Annotated in this window: 26 protein-coding genes; 13 read left to right on the forward strand and 13 right to left on the reverse strand. The window is 60.6% G+C overall.

Translation table 11 applies throughout. The features are described 5' to 3' along the window. The first annotated feature begins 111 nt into the window (after positions 1-111). The 5 genes from ACMXYH_RS28910 (at position 112) to ACMXYH_RS28930 (ending at position 6,599) form a co-directional block, all read left to right on the forward strand. Entirely contained in the window at positions 112-1,242 is a 1,131-nt protein-coding gene (locus ACMXYH_RS28910; protein WP_415765691.1) for a Fic family protein, read from the forward strand. A 202-nt stretch (positions 1,243-1,444) separates the two neighbouring features. Continuing rightward, on the forward strand, positions 1,445-1,687 hold the full coding sequence (locus ACMXYH_RS28915) for an exodeoxyribonuclease VII small subunit (protein WP_056743654.1): 243 nt from the start codon (positions 1,445-1,447) through the stop codon (positions 1,685-1,687). Further along, entirely contained in the window at positions 1,684-2,571 is an 888-nt protein-coding gene (gene ispA / locus ACMXYH_RS28920) for a (2E,6E)-farnesyl diphosphate synthase (protein WP_129440828.1), read from the forward strand. Before ACMXYH_RS28915 ends, ispA begins: the two co-directional genes overlap by 4 nt. Positions 2,572-2,662: 91 nt before the next feature. Continuing rightward, positions 2,663-4,561, forward strand: coding sequence for a 1-deoxy-D-xylulose-5-phosphate synthase (gene dxs / locus ACMXYH_RS28925; RefSeq protein WP_415765692.1), 1,899 nt, complete (start codon positions 2,663-2,665; stop codon positions 4,559-4,561). A gap of 154 nt (positions 4,562-4,715) precedes the next feature. Beyond that, entirely contained in the window at positions 4,716-6,599 is a 1,884-nt protein-coding gene (locus ACMXYH_RS28930) for a TonB-dependent receptor domain-containing protein (RefSeq protein WP_415765694.1), read from the forward strand. Between the two features lie 120 nt (positions 6,600-6,719). Here the strand turns inward: ACMXYH_RS28930 and ACMXYH_RS28935 are convergent, their stop codons facing one another. The 12 genes from ACMXYH_RS28935 to nrdR form a co-directional block, all read right to left on the reverse strand. Beyond that, the gene (locus ACMXYH_RS28935; protein WP_415765695.1) at positions 6,720-7,520 is read right to left on the reverse strand and encodes a cobalamin-binding protein; all 801 of its coding nucleotides are present in this window, start codon (positions 7,518-7,520) and stop codon (positions 6,720-6,722) included. Further along, positions 7,520-7,939 carry an MFS transporter gene (locus tag ACMXYH_RS28940; protein ID WP_095131408.1) on the reverse strand — a complete coding sequence of 140 codons (420 nt, stop codon included), beginning with the start codon at positions 7,937-7,939 and terminating at the stop codon, positions 7,520-7,522. The genes ACMXYH_RS28935 and ACMXYH_RS28940 overlap by 1 nt, the downstream gene beginning before the upstream one ends. Further along, on the reverse strand, positions 7,936-8,553 hold the full coding sequence (ribA, locus tag ACMXYH_RS28945) for a GTP cyclohydrolase II (protein ID WP_033059420.1): 618 nt from the start codon (positions 8,551-8,553) through the stop codon (positions 7,936-7,938). Before ribA ends, ACMXYH_RS28940 begins: the two co-directional genes overlap by 4 nt. A 239-nt stretch (positions 8,554-8,792) precedes the next feature. After that, complete coding sequence (locus ACMXYH_RS28950) at positions 8,793-9,530, reverse strand: substrate-binding periplasmic protein (RefSeq protein WP_415765696.1); 738 nt, start codon at positions 9,528-9,530, stop codon at positions 8,793-8,795. 22 nt (positions 9,531-9,552) lie between these two features. Continuing rightward, on the reverse strand, positions 9,553-10,056 hold the full coding sequence (locus tag ACMXYH_RS28955; RefSeq protein WP_415765697.1) for a phosphatidylglycerophosphatase A family protein: 504 nt from the start codon (positions 10,054-10,056) through the stop codon (positions 9,553-9,555). Next, positions 10,053-11,018, reverse strand: coding sequence for a thiamine-phosphate kinase (gene thiL / locus ACMXYH_RS28960; protein WP_415765698.1), 966 nt, complete (start codon positions 11,016-11,018; stop codon positions 10,053-10,055). Before thiL ends, ACMXYH_RS28955 begins: the two co-directional genes overlap by 4 nt. Before the next feature lie 174 nt (positions 11,019-11,192). Next, positions 11,193-11,693, reverse strand: a complete 501-nt coding sequence (gene nusB, locus ACMXYH_RS28965; protein ID WP_008153530.1) for a transcription antitermination factor NusB — start codon at positions 11,691-11,693, stop codon at positions 11,193-11,195. Then, entirely contained in the window at positions 11,690-12,166 is a 477-nt protein-coding gene (gene ribH, locus ACMXYH_RS28970; RefSeq protein ID WP_003185938.1) for a 6,7-dimethyl-8-ribityllumazine synthase, read from the reverse strand. Before ribH ends, nusB begins: the two co-directional genes overlap by 4 nt. A 91-nt stretch (positions 12,167-12,257) precedes the next feature. Further along, positions 12,258-13,349, reverse strand: coding sequence for a bifunctional 3,4-dihydroxy-2-butanone-4-phosphate synthase/GTP cyclohydrolase II (gene ribBA, locus ACMXYH_RS28975; RefSeq protein ID WP_033059428.1), 1,092 nt, complete (start codon positions 13,347-13,349; stop codon positions 12,258-12,260). Between the two features lie 16 nt (positions 13,350-13,365). Beyond that, positions 13,366-14,028: a riboflavin synthase gene (locus ACMXYH_RS28980; RefSeq protein WP_134423297.1), complete on the reverse strand. Its 663-nt coding sequence runs from the start codon at positions 14,026-14,028 to the stop codon at positions 13,366-13,368. A gap of 46 nt (positions 14,029-14,074) precedes the next feature. Continuing rightward, complete coding sequence (ribD, locus tag ACMXYH_RS28985) at positions 14,075-15,208, reverse strand: bifunctional diaminohydroxyphosphoribosylaminopyrimidine deaminase/5-amino-6-(5-phosphoribosylamino)uracil reductase RibD (RefSeq protein WP_415765699.1); 1,134 nt, start codon at positions 15,206-15,208, stop codon at positions 14,075-14,077. Next, positions 15,205-15,669 (reverse strand): transcriptional regulator NrdR, encoded by a 465-nt coding sequence (gene nrdR, locus ACMXYH_RS28990; RefSeq protein ID WP_003228656.1) that lies wholly within the window; start codon positions 15,667-15,669, stop codon positions 15,205-15,207. The genes ribD and nrdR overlap by 4 nt, the downstream gene beginning before the upstream one ends. A 128-nt stretch (positions 15,670-15,797) precedes the next feature. On the opposite strand from nrdR, the gene ACMXYH_RS28995 reads away from it, so the two are divergent. The 3 genes from ACMXYH_RS28995 (at position 15,798) to trxA (ending at position 17,925) form a co-directional block, all read left to right on the forward strand. Then, entirely contained in the window at positions 15,798-16,262 is a 465-nt protein-coding gene (locus ACMXYH_RS28995; RefSeq protein WP_129440813.1) for a YbaY family lipoprotein, read from the forward strand. Then, entirely contained in the window at positions 16,259-16,915 is a 657-nt protein-coding gene (locus tag ACMXYH_RS29000; protein WP_415765700.1) for a class I SAM-dependent methyltransferase, read from the forward strand. Before ACMXYH_RS28995 ends, ACMXYH_RS29000 begins: the two co-directional genes overlap by 4 nt. Before the next feature lie 137 nt (positions 16,916-17,052). Then, complete coding sequence (gene trxA, locus ACMXYH_RS29005) at positions 17,053-17,925, forward strand: thioredoxin (protein ID WP_415765701.1); 873 nt, start codon at positions 17,053-17,055, stop codon at positions 17,923-17,925. Positions 17,926-18,027: 102 nt separating this feature from the next. Here the strand turns inward: trxA and ACMXYH_RS29010 are convergent, their stop codons facing one another. Beyond that, a complete protein-coding gene (locus ACMXYH_RS29010; protein WP_415765703.1) occupies positions 18,028-18,369 on the reverse strand; it encodes a hypothetical protein in 342 nt (113 codons plus the stop codon). Positions 18,370-18,504: 135 nt separating this feature from the next. Here ACMXYH_RS29010 and ACMXYH_RS29015 point away from each other — a divergent pair, with 135 nt between their 5' ends. The 5 genes from ACMXYH_RS29015 (at position 18,505) to ACMXYH_RS29035 (ending at position 22,637) form a co-directional block, all read left to right on the forward strand. Beyond that, positions 18,505-19,083, forward strand: a complete 579-nt coding sequence (locus tag ACMXYH_RS29015) for a DUF2796 domain-containing protein (RefSeq protein ID WP_415765704.1) — start codon at positions 18,505-18,507, stop codon at positions 19,081-19,083. Positions 19,084-19,220: 137 nt separating this feature from the next. Continuing rightward, positions 19,221-19,931, forward strand: coding sequence for an ABC transporter ATP-binding protein (locus ACMXYH_RS29020; RefSeq protein WP_415765705.1), 711 nt, complete (start codon positions 19,221-19,223; stop codon positions 19,929-19,931). Position 19,932: 1 nt separating this feature from the next. Further along, positions 19,933-21,198 (forward strand): ABC transporter permease, encoded by a 1,266-nt coding sequence (locus ACMXYH_RS29025; protein ID WP_129440801.1) that lies wholly within the window; start codon positions 19,933-19,935, stop codon positions 21,196-21,198. 11 nt (positions 21,199-21,209) lie between these two features. Continuing rightward, entirely contained in the window at positions 21,210-21,728 is a 519-nt protein-coding gene (locus ACMXYH_RS29030; protein WP_129440799.1) for a DUF3299 domain-containing protein, read from the forward strand. Between the two features lie 210 nt (positions 21,729-21,938). Further along, positions 21,939-22,637 (forward strand): OmpW/AlkL family protein, encoded by a 699-nt coding sequence (locus tag ACMXYH_RS29035; protein WP_415765706.1) that lies wholly within the window; start codon positions 21,939-21,941, stop codon positions 22,635-22,637. Positions 22,638-22,769: the final 132 nt, after the last annotated feature.

The raw sequence follows: 22,769 nt of genomic DNA on the forward strand, positions 1-22,769 counted from the left end.
GGGATTCACGCTGGCAGGTGGACGGTGAGCCGAATAGGCGTCATATTCGGCTCACCATATGAGCCGAATAACGTTTTTATTCGGCTCACCCTCTCCAAGAGCACTGAGTTCATGGCACCTGACTGGATCTGGCAGCAGCCCGATTGGCCCAATTTCAACTGGCAAGCAGAGCGCCTGACGCCGCTATTGCGCGAGTGCGTGCAGGCCCAAGGTCGGTTGATGGGCATGGCCAGCTCAGTGGGCAGTTCGCTGAGTGCTCAGAGCGAACTGGATGCACTGTTGCAGAACATCGTGACCTCATCCGCCATTGAGGGTGAGCAGCTGAATGTCGGCTCGGTTCGCTCGTCATTGGCGCGGCGGTTGGGGATGGAGCTGGTCGATGGCAACAATGTCAGCCAGCGCAGTGAAGGGCTGGCGCAATTGATGCTCGACGCCACTCAGCATTTCGCTGAACCGCTGACGCTGGAGCGATTACTGGATTGGCACGAATGGCTGTTTCCCGAGCAAGAGACCGATCTCGCTGCCCGGCCGATCCGCGTCGGTGCGCTACGCGGCGATGATCCGATGCAAGTGGTGTCCGGCCGCCTCGACAGGCCAACCGTTCACTTCGAAGCCCCGCCTCGTCAGGGCCTTGAGCGACAGCTCGACACTTTCCTCACCTGGTTTACCGCCAGCCGAAATCAGGCGGGACTCGATCCATTGCTGCGGGCCGGCATCGCGCACTTCTGGTTCGTCACCCTGCACCCTTTCGACGATGGCAACGGGCGCCTGACGCGCACGATCACCGATCTGGCATTGGCTCAGGGTGAAGATCAAGCCATCCGTTTCTATGCCATGTCGGCGAGCATTCTCGAAGACCGGTCCGGCTATTATCGAGTGCTCGAAACCTGCCAGAAAGCCACACTGGATATCACCGAGTGGCTGGAGTGGTTTCTGCAAACCCTGCTGCGCAGCTTGCAACAAGCCATGGCCCGGATCGAGAGCGTGCTGGGTAAGACGCGTTTCTGGCAGGCGCACAGAATGTCATCGCTGTCGGCTGACCAGATAAAGGTCCTCAATCGCTTGCTTGATGGTGGGGAACGAGGTTTCGAGGCGGGCATCAGCGCGGCTCAATACCAGGCAGTCGCCAAGGTTTCGAAAGCCACCGCGACCCGTCATCTGGCCGAACTGCTGGAGAAGGGCTGCCTGGAACGCCTGCCAGGTGGAGGGCGCAGCACTCGGTACCAGATCAATTATCCCTGATCGATCAACATAATGACCCGCTGCAACACTCTTCTGTGGGAGCGAGCTTGCTCGCGATAGCGGACTTTCAGTTACTAATATGCCGACTGACACACCGCTATCGCGAGCAAGCTCGCTCCCACAGGGTTACCCCGCTCATTTGCCCATAACCCCCATGTCTGCTAGTGTCGCGCCGGTTTAACGTCAACCGGAAATAGCCGCCATGGCCCGCAAAAAAGCTGCACTGGATTTCGAACAATCTCTCGCTGACCTGCAAACGCTGGTGGAGCGTCTGGAGAACGGCGAATTGTCGCTGGAAGACTCGCTGACGGCTTTCGAGCAGGGCATCGGTCTGACCCGCGATTGCCAGGCGGCGCTGGCCCAGGCCGAGCAAAAGGTTCAGGTGCTGCTCGAGCGTGATGGCGAGCTGGCCGAGGAACCCTTCGAAGCGGATCAACCAGAATGATTGCAGCGTATTCGGCGACCAGCCAGGCCCGCGTCAACGCTGCACTGGAAACCCTGTTCAACGCACCGAGCCCTGAGCTCGCGCGTCTGTACGAGGCCATGCGCTACAGCGTGATGAATGGCGGCAAACGGGTCCGCCCGCTGCTGGCCTACGCCGCGTGCGAAGCGCTGGGTGGCAAGGCTGAGCAGGCCAACGGTGCCGCTTGCGCGGTGGAGCTGATTCACGCTTATTCCCTGGTGCATGACGATTTGCCGGCGATGGACGACGACGATCTGCGTCGCGGCCAGCCGACCACTCACAAAAAATTCGATGAAGCCTGCGCGATTCTGGCCGGTGACGGTTTGCAGAGTCTGGCCTTCAGCGCCCTGCTCGACCCTCGCCTGAGCACCTCGGACGCTGAAATCCGCCTGCAAATGGTCAGTGCTCTCGCATTGGCCGCAGGCCCGGCCGGCATGGTCGGAGGTCAGGCCATCGACCTTGGTTCGGTCGGTCTGAAACTCGATCAAAAAGCCCTGGAATACATGCACCGGCACAAGACCGGCGCGCTGATCGAGGTCAGCGTCAAACTCGGCGCCCTGGCCAGTGGCCGTGCCGAGAAAGACGAACTCAAGTCCTTGCAGACTTATGCACAGGCCATCGGCCTGGCGTTCCAGGTGCAGGACGACATTCTCGACGTCGAAAGCGATACCGAAACCCTCGGTAAACGCCAAGGGGCCGACATCGCACGCGACAAGCCGACCTATCCGGCCCTGCTCGGACTCGATGCAGCCAAGGCCTACGCCCTGGAGCTGCGCGATCAGGCCCTGCATGCGCTGCGACCGTTTGACGCGGCAGCCGAGCCGTTGCGCGATCTGGCCCGTTATATCGTCGATCGGCGCAGCTGACGGCGTATCCGCCAAAAAAGACCTACGCGTGGGCAGGGGGCGATGCATCAGGTAAACTGCCGCATCTTTTATACCTATAACGATTCGCCTGATGCCCACGACGTTTCATGAGATTCCCCGCAAGCGCCCGACCACGCCCCTGCTCGACCGTGCCAACACGCCGGACGGCCTGCGCCGGTTAGGCGAAGCCGAGCTGGAAACCCTGGCCGATGAGTTGCGCCTGGAATTGCTCTACACGGTCGGTCAGACCGGCGGGCATTTCGGTGCCGGCCTGGGCGTCATCGAGCTGACCATCGCGCTGCATTACGTCTTCGACACCCCGGACGACCGGCTGGTGTGGGACGTGGGTCATCAGGCCTATCCGCACAAAATCCTCACCGGCCGTCGCGAGCGCATGGGCACCCTGCGCCAGAAGGACGGCGTCGCGGCCTTCCCGCGTCGTTCCGAGAGCGAGTACGACACCTTTGGCGTCGGCCACTCCAGCACATCGATCAGCGCAGCGCTGGGCATGGCCATTGCCGCCCGCCTGCAAAACAGTGATCGCAAGGCGATCGCGGTCATCGGCGATGGGGCACTGACTGCCGGCATGGCCTTCGAGGCGCTGAACCATGCGCCGGAAGTGAACGCCAACATGCTGGTGATCCTCAACGACAATGACATGTCGATCTCGCGCAATGTTGGCGGGCTGTCGAACTACCTGGCGAAAATCCTTTCCAGCCGCACTTACGCGAGCATGCGTGAAGGCAGCAAAAAGGTCCTGTCGCGCCTGCCCGGTGCCTGGGAAATCGCCCGTCGCACCGAAGAATACGCCAAAGGCATGCTGGTCCCCGGCACGCTGTTTGAAGAACTGGGCTGGAACTACATCGGCCCGATCGATGGCCACGACCTGCCGACCCTGATCGCCACCCTGCGCAACATGCGCGATCTGAAAGGCCCGCAGTTCCTGCACGTCGTCACCAAGAAAGGCAAAGGCTTCGCCCCGGCGGAAGTCGACCCGATCGGTTACCACGCGATCACCAAACTCGACCCGCTGGACGCTCCGGCCGCCGCGCCGAAGAAAGCTGGCGGACCGAAGTATTCCGGCGTGTTCGGTGAATGGCTGTGTGACATGGCCGCGTCCGATCCGCGTCTCGTCGGGATCACTCCGGCGATGAAAGAAGGCTCCGATCTGGTGGCCTTCAGCGAGCGTTTCCCGCTGCGCTATTTCGATGTGGCGATTGCCGAACAACACGCCGTGACCCTCGCCGCCGGCATGGCCTGCGAAGGCGCGAAACCGGTGGTGGCGATTTATTCGACGTTCCTGCAACGTGGCTACGATCAATTGATTCATGACGTCGCGGTGCAAAACCTCGACGTACTGTTCGCCATCGACCGCGCGGGTCTGGTGGGCGAAGACGGCCCGACTCACGCGGGCAGCTTCGACCTGTCGTTCCTGCGCTGCATCCCCGGCATGCTGGTGATGACCCCGAGCGACGAAAACGAACTGCGCAAAATGCTCACCACCGGCCACCTGTTTAACGGTCCGGCAGCAGTGCGTTACCCGCGCGGCACTGGCCCGAACGCGACGATCGAGAAAAACCTCGAGCCGATCGAAATCGGCAAGGGTGTGGTTCGTCGTCAGGGCAGCAACGTCGCCCTGCTGGTGTTCGGCGTGCAACTGGCCGAGGCGCTGAAAGTCGCCGAGAGGCTGGATGCCACCGTGGTCGACATGCGTTTCGTCAAACCGCTCGATGAAGCACTGGTTCGCGATATCGCCGGCAGCCACGAGCTGCTGGTGACCATCGAAGAGAACGCGATCATGGGCGGTGCCGGTGGCGCAGTCAGCGAATTTCTCGCTCGCGAAAACATCCTCAAGTCGATGCTGCACCTGGGCTTGCCGGACAGTTACGTCGAGCACGCCAAGCCTGCGCAAATGCTGGCCGAATGCGGGCTGGATGAGGCAGGGATCGAAGCTTCGGTTCGTGAGCGCTTACAACTCCTGAATATTTAAACGCAAAACTTTGTGGGAGCGGGCTTGCTCGCGAATGCGGACTGTCAGTCGACTGAAATGTTGACTGATCCACCGCTTTCGCGAGCAAGCCCGCTCCCACATTGGTTTTCATGCCTTTCAAAACTGTATTCGCTCCAAAGCCAATGGACTGCCGATGAAACTCTCCCGCCTCGCCCTGACGCTGACCCTGCTGCCGGCCGGTCAACTGCTGGCCGACACCTTCGAACGCGACCAGGCCCTGAAGCTTCCCGACGTGCTGATCAGCGCCAACCGTCAGGTCGAAGCGCGCAATGACAGCAGCGCCGCCAATACCGTGTTCACCCGCGAAGACATCGATCGTCTGCAACCGGGCAGTGTCACTGACTTGCTGCGTCGTGTGCCGGGCGTGCAGGTCGGACAAACCGGCGGGCGCGGGAGTCTGCCGGGGATTTACATTCGCGGCACCAAGTCAGCCCAAAGCCTGGTGCTGGTCGACGGCCAGCGCATCGGCAACGCCACCTCCGGCGACAGCAACCTGCAACACATCAACATCGAACAGGTCGAGCGCGTGGAAGTGCTGCGCGGTTCCCGCTCGGTGATTTATGGCAGCGATGCGATTGGCGGGGTGATCCAGATCTTCACTCGTCGCAGCGGCGAGCAAGGCCTGCAACCGCGAATGCACGTGGGCTTTGGCAGCAACCAGACCTGGGAACGCAGCCTCGGACTGTCCGGCGGCGACGAGCAGACCCGATTCAACCTCGGCGCCAGCCTCGATGAAACCACCGGAATCAATCGCACTCGCGAGTCGTATCCCAGCGACGGCGATCATGACGACTACCGCAACCAATCGGTGAGCTTGAGCCTGAGTCACGCCCTCACCGATGACATCGAAATCGGCGCCAACCTGCTGGATAACCGTGGCAAAAGTGAGTTCGACAATCCGTTCGGACGCTTCGACATGGACACGTTCGAGTCAGTCCAGCAACAGCCCTACAGCGACTTCGCGGTGAGCAGCGTCAGCAGTTACGTCGATGCGCGTATCAATGACCTGTGGAAAACCCGCGTCGAGTTCGGCCACAGCGAAAACCGCGAGAAGACTTTGGACAAGCTCAGTGACGAACGCAGCGTGTTCAACACTTACCGTGATTCGGTGAACTGGCAGAACGACCTGACCCTCGACGAGCGCAACAGCCTGATCCTCGGCGGCGACTGGTACGAGGACCGGATCAACAGCAGCACGCCATTCGACGAGGACAGCCGCTGGAACCGTGCGGCGTTCATTCAGCATCATTACCAGGCAGAAAGCTTCTCCACCGAGCTGGGCCTGCGCCGCGATCAGAACCAACAGTTCGGCGGCCAGAACAGCTGGAGCGGCACCTTCACCCTGCCGCTGAATCCGGATAACGATGTGCTGCTGACCTACAGTGAAGGGTTCCGCGCGCCGACGTTCAATGATCTGTATTACCCCGACTTCAGTAATCCGGATCTGAAACCCGAGACCTCGAAAAGCTATGAGCTGCAATGGCGCAGTCAGCTGACCGACACCGCTCGCCTGGAAGCTTCGCTTTACCGTACGGACCTGGAAGACGCGATTATTTTCGGTAGCAACTCACGGCCGCAGAACGTGGCCTCGGCACGAATCAACGGGTTCGAGGCGGCATTGAAACAGGAACTGTTCGGCTGGCAGAGCAACCTCGGCGTGGCGATCATCGACCCGCGGGATCGTGACAGTGGGCACACACTGGCTCGTCGCGCGCGGCGGACCTTGAGTCTGGATCTGGATCGGCAGTTCGACCGGCTAGGGCTCGGCGCCAGCTGGCAGGCGGTGAGCAGCAGCTATGACGATGAGAACAATCAGCAGCCGTTGGGCGGGTATGCGTTGCTGGGGTTGCGCAGTAGCTGGGAATTGAATCGTGAGATCAAACTTGAGCTGAAGGTCGATAACTTGCTGGATAAGGGTTATAGCCGGGCGCTGTACAGCCATGACGGCAGTCAGTATGGGTATCGCGAGGAGGGTCGGGCGTGGATGTTTGGGGTGACGTGGACACCGGCTCTCTGACCAGAGTTTTGCGGTGTTTGGACTGGCCTCATCGCGAGCAAGCTCGCTCCCACAGGGGTTTTGTATCGTTCACAAATCCAGTGTGGGAGCGAGCTTGCTCGCGATGGCTACACCTCGGTATCAGCGATCAGGCGCGATCACATGGCACAACTTCGCCGTCGCCTCGATCATCTGCCCACTCGGCCGCTCCAGCCCTTTATCCGTCACCAACAGCAATTTCCCCTGCGCCACTGCGGCAACCTGCGGCCAGGCTTTCCACGCATCGAGTTGCGCCTGATCGCTGGCCAGAATCACGTCTGGATTACGCTGCAATACCGCCTCAATACTGACCTGCGGCGCCGGCAGGGTCAGGTCGGCAAACACATTGCGCGCCCCGCACACTTCAAGCGCATCGCTGATGATCTGCCCGCCACCAACGGTGTACAGCGGTCGATCCCAGACTTGATAGAACACCTGCAACGGCTTGTCCCGGTGATAGCGCTGGCGCAGGTTATCCAGTTTGTTGCGCAGATCCACCGCCAACGTTACACCCCGTTCCGGCCGGCCGAGTTGCGTGGCGATGGCTTCGATCTGCGCAGTGAGTTGTTCGAGGCTGTGAGGTTCGACCACATAGGTGGGGATGTTCAACCGCTTGAGCTGTTCACGCTGAGCCGGGCCAACGCTGCCGGGCCAGAGCAGCAGTAAATCGGGTTTGAGGCTGAGCAATCGCTCCATGTCCAACTGGCCATAGCGGCCAACCGAAGGAAGGTCTTTGAGCTCGGCAGGACGCTCACCGGCATCCAGCACACCCACCAGCAGGTCAGCAGAACCCAGCTCAACAACGATTTCAGAGAGCGATGGCGCGAGGCTGACAACGCGTTCGACCGCAGCCGCCGGGCCGCTGACGGCCAGCAGCAAAACCGCCAGCCAGACGGGTCGCATCAGCCGAGTTGACGCGGAATACGGTAGAGGTAGAACAGCACCAGGGTCGACAGCGACAGCAGCATCAACGGCACGGCTTCGAGGCCGACGAATACCGCCAGCGCGCCGATCCAGGCCGGAAGGCCGGCAGCCAGGAACGCCGTGCGACGCTTGGCAGCCAGGGCGATCCAGGCAGCAGGTTCTTCAGGGGTGTCGAGGGCTTTTTGAGTGGCGATCAACGCGTGTTTGTAGCCGCCAAAGAATTTCAGGCTGACAAACATCGACGCCACACCGGCGATGAACAACGGCATCGCCAGCACCGGCAGGATCGCCTCGCTCTGGCCAAACACGCCGTTGATCACGAACAGCGGCACCAAGGCCAGCGCCAGGTATTGCCACCAATTGACGGACAGTCGCCGCCGAACCTGACCGCGGGTCACGCCCGGTCAGCCTCACCCTGATGCTCGTTGCCCATCATGTGGTCGAGCTTGCTGGCCTTGGTGGCCAGGTAGAGTTTGTTGTGCGGATTGTGGCCGGTGTGCAGCGGCACGCGCTCGGCGACCACGATGCCCATGTCGGTCAAGGCTTTGACCTTGCGTGGGTTATTGGTCATCAGACGCAGGGATTTCACGCCCAGGTGCTCCAGCATCGGCAGGCACATGGCGTAGTCACGTTGATCGGCGGCAAAGCCCAGACGCTCGTTGGCTTCAACGGTATCGGCGCCGCCATCCTGCAATTCATAGGCGCGGATCTTGTTCAGCAGGCCAATGCCACGGCCCTCTTGACGCAAGTACAGCAACACGCCACGACCTTCACGGGCGATGGCTTGCAAAGCGGCCTCGAGTTGCGAGCCGCAGTCGCAACGCTGGCTGAACAAAGCATCGCCGGTCAGGCATTCGGAATGCAACCGGCCGAGTACCGGGGCACCGTCGACGAACTCACCCAGGCTCAGCACAACGTGCTCGCGCCCGTTTTCTTCATCGAGAAAGCCGTGCATGGTGAATTGCGCAAAAGGCGTTGGCAGCTTGGAAGCGGCGACAAAAACGACAGGCACCGGTGTGCTCCTGATCAATAAGTACTGGAGATTCGCAGACGCGGCATTGTAACAGCACGTTCCGACAGACGCTTAGGCTGAATTATGGGGCATAACAATCAAAAAGTTAGATATCAGGTCCCCTGCGATCAATGTAGGAGCTGCCGAAGGCTGCGATCTTTTGATCTTGATGTGCGGTGCCTTTGAAGGCACAAAGATCAAAAGATCGCAGCCTTCGGCAGCTCCTACATTGACCGTGTTCAGTTTGAATCGAATGGATAGGGTTGTTTCCAGCGCTCGAAGATCGGTTTCAGCTGGCCGCTTTTCACCAGTTGTTCCATGCGTTGATCAAACAGCGCCATCAGTGTCCGGGCCTTGGGAGTCTTGGCAAAGCACAGATACAGCGGCAATTCTGCAATGTGGGTGCGACGGAACTGCGACGGATCCTTGGCCCGCCTGATGACGTAGTCAACCTCGGTCAGCGCGTCGATGTAAAAGTCGGCGCGGTTGTGGGTCAACATCGACAAAATCCCGGTGCGCCGCATGACTTCGTTATAGCGGCGTATGTTGGGCAGGTAATCCTGGTAGTCGTAACCGCGGACCCAGGCCAGTCGATAGTTTCCCAGGGTTTCCGGGGTCGGTGCGGGGTTGCTGGCCAGCCCCAGGGCATAGATGTGATCGGTATCGAAGTTCCAGCGCGGATAGAGCAGATCGCTGGACTCATCAAGATAGGAGCCGACACAGGCATCCACTTCGCCGCGCTGGGCCAGGCCCATGGAGCGGACGTAGGGTTCGCTACGGATGTCCAGCTTGACCCCCGCCGGCTCGAAGACTTCCCGCAACACGTCCCAGCCCAGACCGTGGCCATCGGCGGCGGTGTAGTCTTCCCAGTCTTCGCTGGCCAGATGAATCACTGACGGCGTTGTACCCTCGTCACTCGCCTGGGCGAGCGAGCAAAACACCGCGAAAACCATCACAGCCAACCAGCGTCGAGCCATCCCTAGTCCCCTGTTTTGCCCGTCAGGCAAAAATCCATACCAGCCCCTGCATCGCCAACCACGCAAACACCCCGGCCAATACGTCATCGAGCATGATCCCGACGCCGCCATGCACATGCCGGTCGATCCAGCGAATCGGCCACGGCTTGAGGATGTCGAAGAAGCGGAACATCACAAACCCCGCCAGCAGCCAGTACCAACCTTCCGGCACCAGCCACAAGGTGATCCACATCCCGACCATTTCATCCCAGACGATGCCTTCGTGGTCGTGCACCCGCAAATCGTCGGCAACCTTGCCGCACAGCCAGAAGCCGAACAGCATGGTGATGCCGAGCATCAGCCAGTAACCCCAATCGGGCAGCATCTGCCACAACGGGATAAAGGGTAGCGCAACTAACGAACCCCAGGTGCCCGGTGCTTTTGGCAAGGTGCCCGAGCCGAAGCCGAACGCCAGGAAATGCCACGGATTGCGCCAGACCGAGGGCGGTACGAATTCCGCCGGGACCTGTTTGGGATGATCTGTCACGGTGTCTCCCGAAAATGTTGATAGCCCCGGGCTTGCGGGGTGATGTCTTGTCCGTCTGCGTCCAGCAGCACCACGCCCTGCCCCGTCACAACACGGCCGACCACATGGATCGGCCAGCCGTCGCTCAACAATTGCGGCAACTCGACGGACGGCAAGGTAAAGGTCAGCACGTAATCATCACCGCCGCTCAGGGCCGCTTTTTCGGCACCCGATTGACCGAGGAAGGCCACTAAAGCTTTCGACAATGGCAGCGTGTCCCGTTGAACCTGAATGCCGACCTGTGACGCGAGGGCAATATGCCCGCAGTCCGCGAGCAGGCCGTCGGAGATGTCCAGCGCCGAGGTGGCTTTGCCGCGCAGCGCCTGGCCCAACGCGAGTTGCGGCTGCGGCGACCAGTAATGTGCCAGCAGCGGATCGGCGATGGCGGCTTCAGCCGTCCGCTGACCGAGTACTAGCGGCAATGCCCCCGCCGCGTTACCAAGTTCACCGCCAACGCACAGCAAATCGCCTGGCTGCGCACCGCTTCGGGTCAACGCCAAACCTGCCGGCACACGACCGAATACGGTCATCGTCAGGCTCAACGGTCCACGGGTGGTATCACCACCCACCAGCGCCACACCACAGTTCTGCGCCATGAGGTTCAAACCACGGGCGTAGGCGTCCAGCCAATCGGCGGTCACCGTCGGCAAAGTCAGGGCAAGGGTAAAGGCAACGGGAGTAGCGCCCATGGCAGCCAAATCGCTGACGGCCACGGCCAGCGAGCGCTGACCGAGCAGAAACGGGTCGCAAGGATCTGCGAAATGCACACCGGCAACCAGTGTGTCGGTGGAAATGGCCAACTGCTCCCCGGGAGGAACAGCCAGCAAGGCGCAGTCATCGCCGATCCCAAGGGCAACGCCTTCGCCGCCCTGCGCACAAGGCGCGGTGGCGAAGAAATTGCGGATCAGCTCAAACTCACCCATAGGGGTGTCCTCTCTCACCAATACTGTTCATTTTTAAGCGGCGTCTGGTGTCGCCATACTGCGTTGCCGCTCCTCGCCATAGCACGCTATGACTCGTCGCGGCGCCTTGTCTGGCAACACCAGCACTCGCTAAAAAACGAACGTATCGGCGAGACAGGACACTGCAAGCGCCGATTAGCGCTTGAACGCCTTCACTTCAGCTTCACGCAGACGCGGGGCCAGCTTGTCGAGTACACCGTTGACGAACTTGTGGCCGTCGGTGGAACCGAAGACTTTCGCCAGCTCGATACCTTCGTTGATCACAACGCGGTACGGCACGTCGACGCGCTTGAGCAGTTCCCAGGTAGACAGGCGCAGAACGGCCAGTTCAACCGGGTCCAGCTCTTCGATGGTGATGTCCAGGCACGGCGTCAGTGCAGCGTCGATCTCAGGCTTGTGAGCCGGAACGCCGTGCAGGATGTCGTGAAAGTAAGCGGCATCGACATCGCTGAAATCGTTATCGACCCGGAACTGCGCTTCGATCTCGTTCAGCGACTGCTTGGCCATGTGCCATTGGTACAGCGCCTGAGTCGCAAGCTGACGGGCTTCGCGACGCTTGACGCTTTTCGATGGCTTGCCGGCATCCGCAGGCTTTGGATCGCGCGGGTTGAAACGATCGCTTTCGTCGCTAATCACTTGGCCTCCAACTGCGCCAGCAGGCTGACCATTTCCAGAGCGGACAGGGCAGCTTCAGCACCTTTGTTACCGGCCTTGGTGCCGGAACGTTCGATGGCTTGCTCGATGGAATCAACGGTCAGCACGCCAAATGCGACTGGAACGCCGAACTCCATGGACACCTGGGCCAGGCCCTTGGTGCATTCGCCAGCCACGTATTCGAAGTGCGGAGTACCGCCACGAATGACCGCGCCCAGGGCGATGATTGCCGCGTATTCGCCCTTCTGAGCGACTTTCTGCGCAACCAGCGGGATTTCGAAGGCGCCAGGTGCGCGGATGATGGTGATGTCGCTTTCGCTCACGCCGTGGCGAACCAGGGCATCAACTGCACCGCTGACCAGGCTTTCAACGACGAAGCTGTTGAAACGGCCTACTACCAAAGCGTAGCGGCCTTTAGGGGCGATGAAGGTACCTTCGATGGTCTTCAGGGTCATTCGTTAGATCTCTTAAAGAGCCGGGACGCGTTTTCTACGCGTCCCTCAGTGATGTGTTAACCGCGAATCAAGGACTGGAAACAACCGGTCATTATTCGGAGGGCACGTATTCTACAACTTCCAGATCGAAACCGGATATCGCATTAAATTTCATTGGCGCACTCATCAGACGCATTTTGCGCACGCCCAGGTCCCGAAGGATCTGCGAACCGGCACCGACAATGCTGTAGGTGGTCGGTTTTTTCGCCGGAACGTGCTCCGCGGTTTCGCGGATATGCGCCAGCAACACGTCGCCATCGAGCGGGTGACCGAGCAACAGCACGACACCGCTGCCAGCCTCGGCAACCGCGGCCATCGCGGCGCGCAGGCTCCAGCGGCCAGGCTGCTTGACCATCAACAGGTCGCGCAGCGGGTCCATGTTGTGCACCCGAACCAGGGTCGGCTCTTCGGCGCACACGGTGCCCAGGGTCAGGGCCATGTGCACGTCGCCTTCCACGGAATCACGATAGGTCACCAGGTTGAATTGGCCCAGTTCGCTGTCCAGCGGCTGCTCGGCAATCCGCTGAACGGTACGTTCGTGGATCATCCGGTAGTGAATCAGGTCGGCGATGGTGCCGATCTTGATGTTGTGTTCGGCAGCAAACGCTTCCAGTTCCGCGCGGCGGGACATGGTGCCGTCGTCGTTCATCACTTCGCAGATCACGCCGCTTGGCTCGAAACCGGCCATGCGCGCCAGGTCGCACGCCGCTTCGGTGTGGCCGGCGCGGGCGAGGGTGCCGCCAGCCTGGGCCATCAACGGGAAGATGTGACCGGGGCTGACGATGTCTTCAGCCTTGGCGTCTTTTGCGGCAGCAGCCTGCACGGTACGCGCACGGTCGGCGGCAGAAATACCGGTGGTCACGCCGGTGGCTGCTTCGATGGACACGGTGAACTTGGTGCCGAAGCCGGAACCGTTACGCGGTGCCATCAACGGCAGCTTCAGCAGTTCGCAACGCTCGCGGCTCATCGGCATGCAGATCAGGCCACGGGCGTGTTTGGCCATGAAGTTGATGTGTTCAGGCTGGCAGCACTCGGCGGCCATGATCAGGTCGCCTTCGTTCTCGCGGTCTTCGTCATCCATGAGGATGACCATCTTGCCTTGGCGGATGTCTTCAACCAGTTCTTCGATGCTATTGAGCGCCACAAGGCACCCCCTTGGGTCAGGATTTGAGGTAGCCGTTGGCGGCCAGAAAGCTTTCGGTGATGTTTCCAGAAGTCGGCTCTGCGGCTTTATCGCCCAACAACAGGCGCTCCAGATAACGTGCCAGCAAGTCAACTTCAAGATTCACCCGGCGACCTGGCTGGTAAGACGCCATGATGGTTTCGCTCAGGGTGTGCGGAATGATCGTCAGCAGGAACTCGGCGCCATCGACCGCGTTCACGGTCAGGCTGGTGCCGTCGACGGTGATCGAGCCTTTATGGGCGATGTACTTGGCCAGCTCTTTGGGAGCGCGGATGCGGAACTCCACAGCGCGAGCATTCTCGGTACGGGCAACCACTTCGCCCACGCCATCGACGTGGCCGCTGACCAGATGCCCGCCGAGGCGAGTGGTCGGGGTCAGGGCTTTTTCCAGGTTCACCGGGCTGCCGCTTTTCAGATCATTCATGGCAGTGCAGTCGAGGGTTTCGCGGCTGACGTCCGCCGCAAAGCCGTTGCCTGGCAACTCCACCGCTGTCAGGCACACGCCGTTGACCGCGATGCTGTCGCCCAGTTTGACGTCGCTCAGATCGAGCTTGCCGGTTTCTACGTGTACCCGCACATCTCCGCCTTTTGGGGTCAATGCACGAATACTGCCGATGGATTCAATGATGCCGGTAAACATGGAGTCCTCCTCGAGAACAGGGCCGTCGCGTGGCGCAGGCCCGGAATTATACGCTCGCCGCTGGCGAAGGAATGGCGATGACTCGCCAGTCATCGCCAACCGCGCGAATTTCGGTGATTTTGAGTTCAGGCGCATCCTTCATTTGCGCGAGCGGCCAATCCAGCAACGGGCGCGCAGACGAACCTAAAAACTTGCCAGCGATGAAAATCTGAAACTCGTCCACCAGCCCTTGCTGAGCGAAAGCCCCGGCCAGACGCGGCCCCGCTTCGACCAACACTTCGTTGACCCCGCGATTGGCCAGTTCGACCAGCAGTTTGCGCAGGTCGACCAAGCCATCCTCGCCCGCCACGATCAAGCACTCCGGGCCATGGGCGTATTGCTCTTCGATCGCCATACACGTGGCGACCAATGCAGGCCCGGCCTTGAAGAACGGTGCATCCAGCGGCACGCGCAGGCGGCCGTCGATCAGCACGCGAAGCGGCGGACGGCTCATGGCCAGGGCCGTTTGCTCAGGATCCAGGCCTAGTTCATCAGCACGCACAGTGAGACGGGCGTTGTCTGCCAGCACCGTGTCGGCACCGGTCAGCACCACGCTGGCCTGAGCGCGCAGGCGTTGTACCGCCGAACGCGCCGCAGGACCTGTGATCCATTGGCTTTCGCCGCTTTCCATCGCCGTGCGACCGTCGAGGCTCATGGCCAACTTGACCCGCACGAACGGCAAGCCGTGCTCCATGCGCTTGAGGAAACCTTCATTGAGCTTTCGCGCTTCGCCTTCCAGCACGCCGCTTTCGGTAGCGATACCGGCCTGGGCGAGGCGCTGCATGCCACGACCGGCAACCGACGGGTTCGGGTCTTGCATCGCCGCGACGACCCGAGCCACACCGGCATGTACCAGCGCATCCGCACAAGGCGGCGTACGTCCGTGGTGGCTGCAAGGTTCGAGGGTCACGTAAGCGGTGGCGCCTCGAGCCTTGTCGCCGGCGGCGCGCAGGGCGTGGACTTCGGCGTGGGGTTCGCCGGTGCGCACATGCCAGCCTTCGCCGACAATCTGCCCGTCACGCACGATCACGCAGCCAACCCGAGGGTTGGGGTGTGTCGTGTAATGACCTTTGCGCGCCAGCTCCAGGGCTCGGGCCATGTAATGGGCGTCGAGGATGGCTTGTTCGGAAGAGGTGGTCATTCTTTCACCGGCTCTCTGGCCAGGCGATCGATCTCTTCGCGGAACTCGTTGAGATCCTGGAAGCGCCGATACACGGAGGCGAAACGAATGTAGGCGACTTCGTCGAGCTTTTGCAGCTCGGCCATCACCAGTTCACCGACGACAAGGGATTTAACCTCTCGCTCACCGGTGGCGCGCAGTTTGTGTTTGATGTGCACCAGCGACGACTCCAGGCGCTCGACACTCACCGGGCGCTTCTCCAGCGCACGCTGCATGCCGGCGCGGAGTTTTTCTTCGTCGAACGGCTGGCGGCTGCCGTCGGTTTTGATCAGGCGCGGCAACACCAGTTCGGCAGTCTCGAACGTCGTGAAACGCTCGCCGCAGGCCAGGCATTCGCGCCGGCGGCGCACCTGTTCGCCCTCGGCGACCAGACGCGAGTCGATGACCTTGGTGTCGTTGGCACCGCAGAAGGGACAGTGCATGGTGGCAGGCAACAAAAAAAGGGAGGGCCATGGTAGCGCATCCCCGTGGCAAGACAAGCCATAGGGTTTGCGGTATACAGACGGGCTATAGAGCTAGATCCATGGATTTCACCTTGCTGGAGCCGAAAATGTCCTTAAGACCGCTCGTTTTGCTCAGTCTTTTCAGCCTGCTGGTGGCCTGCAGCAGCGATGCGCCCAAGCCCCAGCCGCCGACGCCAGGCCCCGCGCCACAACAGGCTCAGAAGAAAGCCAAGGAATCGGCCAACCTCGGCCCGCTGCCCGCGTATCAGCGTGAATTGAGCGGCACCCTGCAAGGCGTGCCGGCCGGCGCCGAAGTCGAACTGGCGCTGCTGGTGATCGACGAAAAGGGCCGCCCGCAACAATTGCTGGCCAGTTCCAGCCTGATCGGCACCAATCAGATTCTGCCGTTTCACCTGCGTTTCAACCCGGAATCCTTCCCGGTCGGTGCCCGCGTTGAACTGCGGGGCCGCGTCAGCCAGTCCGGCCAGCTGATTTTGCATCTGCCGTCGCAAGTCATCAGCCAGCCAACGACGCAAGTGCTGGGTCAGCTGCAATTCGTCAAAGCGCCATGATTGCACCGTTTGACCTCCAACAGGCGTTAGGGGAACTGCTCGGTGATGCGCAGCTGGTTGCCTGTGAATTACCCGATACCGACCTGAAGCTTTGGCTGATCGACGGCGACAACATGGACCGCGCGTTCAGCCCGGAAGAAACCCGGCGGATTCTCCATGAGCCGCCTTATTGGAGTTTTTGCTGGGCCAGTGGGCTGGCGGTCGCCTGTTATCTCGCCCAGAACCCACACTGGGTCGAGGGCAAACGGGTGCTGGATTTCGGCGCCGGTTCCGGGGTGGCGGGGATTGCGGCGGTGAAGGCCGGAGCGCTGGAAGTGGTGGCCTGTGACCTCGACCCGCTGGCGATTGCGGCGTGCCGGGCGAATGCCGAACTCAATGACGTACACCTCAACTACTCGACGGATTTTTTCGCCGAAGCGGATCGGTTTGATCTGATTCTGGTGGCCGACGTTCTGTACGACCGGGCGAATCTGCCGTTGCTCGATGAATTCTTGAGTCGCGGCCAGGAAGCCTTGGTGGCCGATTCGCGCGTAAGGGATTTTCGCCACCCGTTGTATCAGCGCATCGAGATGCTGGAAGCGATGACCTTGCCCGATCTGGCCGAGCCCGAAGAGTTTCGGCATGTGAGCCTCTACCACGCGCGGCGCGTTTGAAGCCGCTAAAAGATCGCAGCCTGCGGCAGCTCCTACATTGACCGAGTGCGAACCCGATCCTGTAGGAGCTGCCGAAGGCTGCGATCTTTTGCGCCAGCCCTTATAGTGAGCAGATTCACGCTTCCAAGAGATCCCCCATGAGTCAGGAAACGCCGTACATCTTCGACGCCACGACTGCCGATTTCGAGCAGTCGGTGATCGAGAACTCTTTCCACAAACCGGTGCTGGTGGATTTCTGGGCCGAATGGTGTGCGCCGTGCAAGGCGTTGATGCCGATGCTGCAAACCATCGCCGAGAGCTATCAGGGCGAGTTGCTGCTGGCCAAGGTCAACTGCGACGTCGAGCCGGACATCGTTTCGCGCTTTGGCATTCGCAGCCTGCCGACGGTGGTGCTGTTCAAGGACGGTCAGCCGGTGGATGGTTTTGCCGGTGCACAGCCGGAATCCGCCGTGCGCGCGATGCTCGAACCTCACGTGCAAATGCCGCCACCGGCGGCTGCCGACCCGTTCGAACAGGCTCAGGCGCTGTTTGATGACAACCGCTTCGCCGACGCCGAAGCCACACTGAAAGTGCTGCTGGGCGAAGACAACACCAATGCCAAGGCGCTGATTCTCTACGCCCGCTGCCTCACCGAACGTGGCGAGTTGAGCGAAGCGCAAACCGTGCTCGACGCGGTCAAGAGCGATGAGCACAAGGCCGCCCTCGCCGGCGCCAAGGCGCAGATCCAGTTCCTCGGCCAGGCCAAGGATTTGCCGGATGCGGCAGACCTGAAAGCACGCCTGGCGAAAAATCCGCAGGACGATGAAGCGGTTTATCAGCTGGCGATCCAGCAACTGGCCCGTCAGCAGTACGATGCGGCGCTGGATGCGTTGCTCAAGCTGTTCGTGCGCAATCGCAGCTACAGCGAAGGCTTGCCGCACAAGACCTTGCTGCAGGTGTTCGAACTGCTGGGCAATGATCACCCGCTGGTGACCACGTACCGCCGCAAGTTGTTTGCTGCTCTTTATTGAAAGATCAAAAGATCGCAGCCTCGTTTCACTCGACAGCTCCTACATGGGATCTTGTTTCCCTGTAGGAGCTGTCGAGCGAAGCGAGGCTGCGATCTTTGCGTTTTACTCGATCCATCTGTAGAGCGGCGTATCTCCGCCGCTCGTCACCTTCACATCCGAGCAATGGCGCAAACGCACCAGCAACCGCTTGGCCGACGCCGCACTGCCGGTCAGTCCTTCCAACTGATCCAGCAAATCCGGCCCGCTCAATTGCCCGGCCTTGCGCAGCAAATCCTTGGCGATTTGCCACAGCGCATCATCCTGATTGATCGATTTTGCCGGCGCTGCACTGGCCTCCGGTTTCACCACTTGCAACTGCGCACCGAGCCGCGCCCAGTCGCCGTCATCCAGCTCCAGCGTCAAATCCACCGGCCAGTCGCCGATGCTTCCGCGTATACGCAACATAAGTCTGCTCCTGCACATTTCTGACTTGCATGCTCCCATGGGACTTGTGCAACGCCAAGCAGGCGGTCAAACTCTCGCCACTTACGTTATAAGATTACATAACAAATTCTTCATTTTACTTTTCGGAGACCCGCCATGCGCCGTCTGCTTCTCGCTCTGCCGTTTGCCCTGTTGCCGCTCGCTGTCACCCACGCTGGCGATGAACATGATCATGAGCACGGCAGCCTCGGCGCCCACGAACATGGTGTCGGTCGCCTGAACGCAGCACTGGACGGTCAGACCCTGGAGCTGGAACTGGAAAGCCCGGCGATGAACCTGGTGGGTTTCGAACACGCCGCCACCACCGACGCCGACAAGGCCAAAGTCGCCGCCGTTCGTGCGCAGCTTGAGAAACCGCTGGTGCTGTTCAACCTGCCGAAAGCCGCTGGTTGCGTGGTTGCGACTCAGGAACTGGAGAGCCCGTTGTTCGGCGACAAGCCGGATGCCGATGATGATCACGACGAAGAGGCCAAGGGCGAGCATCACCACGACCACAGCGAAATCCACGCCCATTACCAGTTCAGTTGCTCGGCACCGGGCGCACTGAAAACCCTGGACCTGGCGAACATCTTCAACACCTTCCCGGCGACCCAGAAGATTCAGGTACAACTGATCAGCCCGAGCGGCCAGCAAGGGGTTGAAGTGACGGCCAAGGCTGCCGCCCTGAAATTCTAAATTCACCCGATCCCCTGTTGGAGCTGTCGAGTGCAACGAGGCTGCGATCTTTTGACGTTAAAGATCAAGATCAAAAGATCGCAGCCTCGTTGCACTCGACAGCTCCTACAGGTCATCAAAACAATGAAATCGGCGCTATGACCCAAGCACTCATCGAACTGTCCGACCTGGGCTTCAGTTGGCCCGGTCATCCGCCGCTGCTGGATATCCCGGCGTTTCGCCTGGAACCTGGCGAAACCCTGTTCCTCAAAGGCCCCAGCGGCAGTGGCAAGACCACCCTGCTCGGCTTGCTCGGCGGTGTGCAGAAGCCCAATCGCGGCAGCATCCGATTGCTGGGCCAGGAGCTGACCGAACTCTCGGCCGGTGCTCGCGACCGCTTTCGGGTCGATCACACCGGCTACATCTTCCAGCAGTTCAACTTGCTGCCGTTTCTCTCGGTGCGCGAGAACGTTGAGTTGCCCTGCCACTTCTCCAAGCTGCGCGCTGAACGGGCGATCCTGCGTCACGGCAGTGTCGATCAGGCGGCGGCCACCCTCCTCGCCCACTTGGGTTTGAAGGATCAAAACCTGCTCAGCCGCCGCGCCGATTCACTGTCCATCGGCCAGCAACAACGGGTTGCCGCTGCGCGCGCATTGATCGGTCAGCCTGAATTGGTGATCGCCGACGAACCGACCTCGGCCCTGGATTACGACGCCCGCGAGAACTTCATTCGCTTGCTGTTCGCCGAATGCCGCGAAGCCGGATCGAGCCTATTATTCGTCAGCCATGACCAAAGCCTGGCGCCGCTGTTCGATCGCCACCTGTCGCTGGCCGATCTCAATCGCGCCGCCACCCCGTCCGAGGTCTGAGATGTATTTGTTTCGTCTAGCCATGGCCAGCCTGGCTAACCGCCGCTTCACCGCGATCCTCACCGCGTTCGCCATTGCTCTGTCGGTCTGCCTGCTGCTCGCGGTGGAACGGGTGCGCACCGAAGCCAAGGCCAGTTTCGCCAGCACCATCAGCGGCACCGACCTGATCGTCGGCGCACGTTCCGGCTCGGTAAACCTGTTGCTGTACTCGGTGTTTCGCATCGGCAACGCCACCAACAACATCCGTTGGGACAGCTTCGAGCACTTTGCCAACAACCCGAAAGTGAAGTGGGCGATCCCCATGTCCCTGGGCGATTCCCATCGGGGTTACCGGGTGATGGGCACCACCGAGGCGTACTTCGAGCATTACCAATACGGTCATCAGCAACACCTGGAACTGGCCGACGGCCGCGCCTTCGCCACCGATCCGTTTGAAGTGGTACTCGGTGCCGAAGTGGCCGATGCGCTGCACTACAAACTCGGTGACAAACTGGTGCTGGCCCACGGTGTGGCAGTGATCAGCCTGGTCAAGCACGACGACAAGCCGTTCACCGTGGTCGGCATTCTCAAACGCACCGGCACCCCGGTGGACCGCACGTTACACATCAGCCTCGGTGGCATGGAAGCGATTCACATCGACTGGCACAACGGCGTGCCGGCGCGCGGCAACGGTCGGATCAGTGCCGATCAGGCACGTAACATGGACCTGACGCCGCAAGCGATCACCGCGTTCATGCTCGGCCTCAACAGCAAGATTTCGACCTTCGCACTACAGCGTGAGATCAATGAATTTCGGGATGAACCGATGCTGGCGATCCTGCCGGGCGTGGCGCTACAAGAACTGTGGAGTTTGATGAGCACGGCGGAAAAAGCCTTGTTCGTGGTCTCGCTGTTCGTGGTGCTGACCGGACTGATCGGCATGCTCACGGCGATCCTCACCAGCCTCAACGAACGACGCCGGGAGATGGCGATTCTGCGTTCGGTGGGTGCCCGACCGTGGCACATCGCGACGTTGTTGGTGCTGGAGGCGTTTGCCCTGGCACTGTCGGGCGTGATTGCCGGTGTGGCGCTGCTGTATGTGGGCATCGCGGCGGCTCAGGGTTATGTGCAAGCGAATTACGGCTTGTACCTGCCACTGGCCTGGCCGAGCGAATATGAATGGACGCTGCTCGGTGGCATCCTGATCGCCGCGTTGCTGATGGGCAGCGTGCCGGCCTGGCGCGCGTATCGCCAATCCCTGGCCGATGGCCTGTCGATCCGTTTATGAGGACGTTAAACATGCCCCGCGCTGTGCTTGCGCTGTTGATGCTGGTCGCCTTGCCCCTGTGGGCGGCCGAGCCGAAAGACCTGACCTGGTCGGAAATGATCCCGCCGGACGCCGCACCGGAAGTGCCGAACATGACGCCGCTGCACGACCTGTCACAGATGGGCAGCGCGTTGGCCGCCGAATCGGCGCCAGCGGCCAAGCAAGACATGCCTAATGCACCGGTGGTGAAAAGCCTCGACGGTCAGAACATTCGTTTACCGGGTTACATCGTGCCGCTGGAAGTGAGTGAAGAAGGTCGCACCACCGAGTTTCTGCTGGTGCCTTATTTCGGCGCCTGCATCCACGTGCCGCCACCGCCGTCGAACCAGATCGTGCACGTCAAAAGCGAGGTGGGCGTGAAGCTCGACGAGTTGTATCAGCCGTACTGGATCGAAGGGGCATTGCAGGTTAAAGCGTCGACCAGCGAGTTGGCGGATGCCGGGTATCAGATGGAGGCGGACAAGATTTATGTGTATGAATTGCCAGAGTGAACCCGGTCATTTTTCTTACCGTTGATATCGCCAAGATCGCAGCCTTCGGCAGCTCCTACAGGATCGGGTTTGCACGCGGTCAATGTAGGAGCTGCCGAAGGTTGCGATCTTTTGGGGCCATCACTGTTTCATTGAGCTGAGTCAAAAGACCGTATCAGACGGCTCCGTACCATTGGACATCGAAATTTTTAACGTCCTTTGGAGCTCTCCATGCACAAGTCATTGCTCAGCGCTTCGCTGTTTGCCCTCGCGCTTGCAGCACCGCTAGCCTACGCCCACGACGCCGGCGATATCATCGTTCGTGCCGGTGCAATCACCGTCAACCCGAAAGCCGACAGCTCCAGCGTCAAGGTTGATCAAGGTCCGCTGAAGGGTGCCGATCTGGGTGGCAAGGCCACCATGAGCAGCGACACGCAACTGGGTCTGAACTTCGCTTACATGCTCAACAGCCACTGGGGGATCGAGCTGCTGGCGGCCTCGCCGTTCGAGCATGACGTGAAGATCAAAGGCACCGCCCTGGGCGCAGCCAACGGCAAACTCGGTACGCTGAAACACCTGCCACCGACACTGAGCGTTGTGTACTACCCACTGGACGCGAAGTCCGCGTTCCAGCCGTATGTCGGCGCCGGTATCAACTACACCTGGATCTACGACGAGCACGTTGGCAGCGAAGCCAGCGCCAACGGCTTCAGCAACTTCAAGGCGGATAACTCCTGGGGCATGGCGTTCCAGGTCGGCGCCGACTACATGCTGACCGACAACATCATGATCAACGCCCAAGTGCGCTACATCGACATCGACACCACCGCGACAGTGCAAAATAACGCAGTGGCGCAGGGCACTCGCGCCAAGGTCGATGTGGACGTGGATCCGTTCATCTACATGGTTGGCCTGGGTTACAAGTTCTAAAATTTCCGCACAAAAAAAGGCGCCTCGAAAGGTAATGCCGATCAGTTAAGCCAAAACGCGACCCGTAGCAGCTGGCGAAGCCTGCGTTCGGCTGCGAAGCAGTCGTGAAATCAGACGATGCGGTGTTTCAGG

The organism is Pseudomonas frigoris, from assembly GCF_047758635.1.
GTDB lineage: Bacteria > Pseudomonadota > Gammaproteobacteria > Pseudomonadales > Pseudomonadaceae > Aquipseudomonas > Aquipseudomonas frigoris.

What these genes read in the sequence shown, in the direction of transcription:
- trxA (WP_415765701.1), top strand. Translation starts at nt 17,053, where the DNA reads ATGAGTCAGGAAACGCCGTACATCTTCGACGCCACGACTGCCGATTTC.
- ACMXYH_RS28995 (WP_129440813.1), top strand. Translation starts at nt 15,798, where the DNA reads ATGTCCTTAAGACCGCTCGTTTTGCTCAGTCTTTTCAGCCTGCTGGTG.
- ispA (WP_129440828.1), top strand. Translation starts at nt 1,684, where the DNA reads ATGATTGCAGCGTATTCGGCGACCAGCCAGGCCCGCGTCAACGCTGCA.
- ACMXYH_RS29010 (WP_415765703.1), bottom strand. Translation starts at nt 18,369, where the DNA reads ATGTTGCGTATACGCGGAAGCATCGGCGACTGGCCGGTGGATTTGACG.
- ACMXYH_RS29015 (WP_415765704.1), top strand. Translation starts at nt 18,505, where the DNA reads ATGCGCCGTCTGCTTCTCGCTCTGCCGTTTGCCCTGTTGCCGCTCGCT.
- ACMXYH_RS28930 (WP_415765694.1), top strand. Translation starts at nt 4,716, where the DNA reads ATGAAACTCTCCCGCCTCGCCCTGACGCTGACCCTGCTGCCGGCCGGT.
- ACMXYH_RS28980 (WP_134423297.1), bottom strand. Translation starts at nt 14,028, where the DNA reads ATGTTTACCGGCATCATTGAATCCATCGGCAGTATTCGTGCATTGACC.
- ACMXYH_RS28915 (WP_056743654.1), top strand. Translation starts at nt 1,445, where the DNA reads ATGGCCCGCAAAAAAGCTGCACTGGATTTCGAACAATCTCTCGCTGAC.
- ribH (WP_003185938.1), bottom strand. Translation starts at nt 12,166, where the DNA reads ATGACCCTGAAGACCATCGAAGGTACCTTCATCGCCCCTAAAGGCCGC.
- nrdR (WP_003228656.1), bottom strand. Translation starts at nt 15,669, where the DNA reads ATGCACTGTCCCTTCTGCGGTGCCAACGACACCAAGGTCATCGACTCG.
- thiL (WP_415765698.1), bottom strand. Translation starts at nt 11,018, where the DNA reads ATGGGTGAGTTTGAGCTGATCCGCAATTTCTTCGCCACCGCGCCTTGT.
- dxs (WP_415765692.1), top strand. Translation starts at nt 2,663, where the DNA reads ATGCCCACGACGTTTCATGAGATTCCCCGCAAGCGCCCGACCACGCCC.
- ACMXYH_RS28935 (WP_415765695.1), bottom strand. Translation starts at nt 7,520, where the DNA reads ATGCGACCCGTCTGGCTGGCGGTTTTGCTGCTGGCCGTCAGCGGCCCG.
- ACMXYH_RS29000 (WP_415765700.1), top strand. Translation starts at nt 16,259, where the DNA reads ATGATTGCACCGTTTGACCTCCAACAGGCGTTAGGGGAACTGCTCGGT.
- ACMXYH_RS29035 (WP_415765706.1), top strand. Translation starts at nt 21,939, where the DNA reads ATGCACAAGTCATTGCTCAGCGCTTCGCTGTTTGCCCTCGCGCTTGCA.
- ACMXYH_RS29020 (WP_415765705.1), top strand. Translation starts at nt 19,221, where the DNA reads ATGACCCAAGCACTCATCGAACTGTCCGACCTGGGCTTCAGTTGGCCC.
- ACMXYH_RS29030 (WP_129440799.1), top strand. Translation starts at nt 21,210, where the DNA reads ATGCCCCGCGCTGTGCTTGCGCTGTTGATGCTGGTCGCCTTGCCCCTG.
- ACMXYH_RS29025 (WP_129440801.1), top strand. Translation starts at nt 19,933, where the DNA reads ATGTATTTGTTTCGTCTAGCCATGGCCAGCCTGGCTAACCGCCGCTTC.
- ribD (WP_415765699.1), bottom strand. Translation starts at nt 15,208, where the DNA reads ATGACCACCTCTTCCGAACAAGCCATCCTCGACGCCCATTACATGGCC.
- ACMXYH_RS28910 (WP_415765691.1), top strand. Translation starts at nt 112, where the DNA reads ATGGCACCTGACTGGATCTGGCAGCAGCCCGATTGGCCCAATTTCAAC.
- ACMXYH_RS28950 (WP_415765696.1), bottom strand. Translation starts at nt 9,530, where the DNA reads ATGGCTCGACGCTGGTTGGCTGTGATGGTTTTCGCGGTGTTTTGCTCG.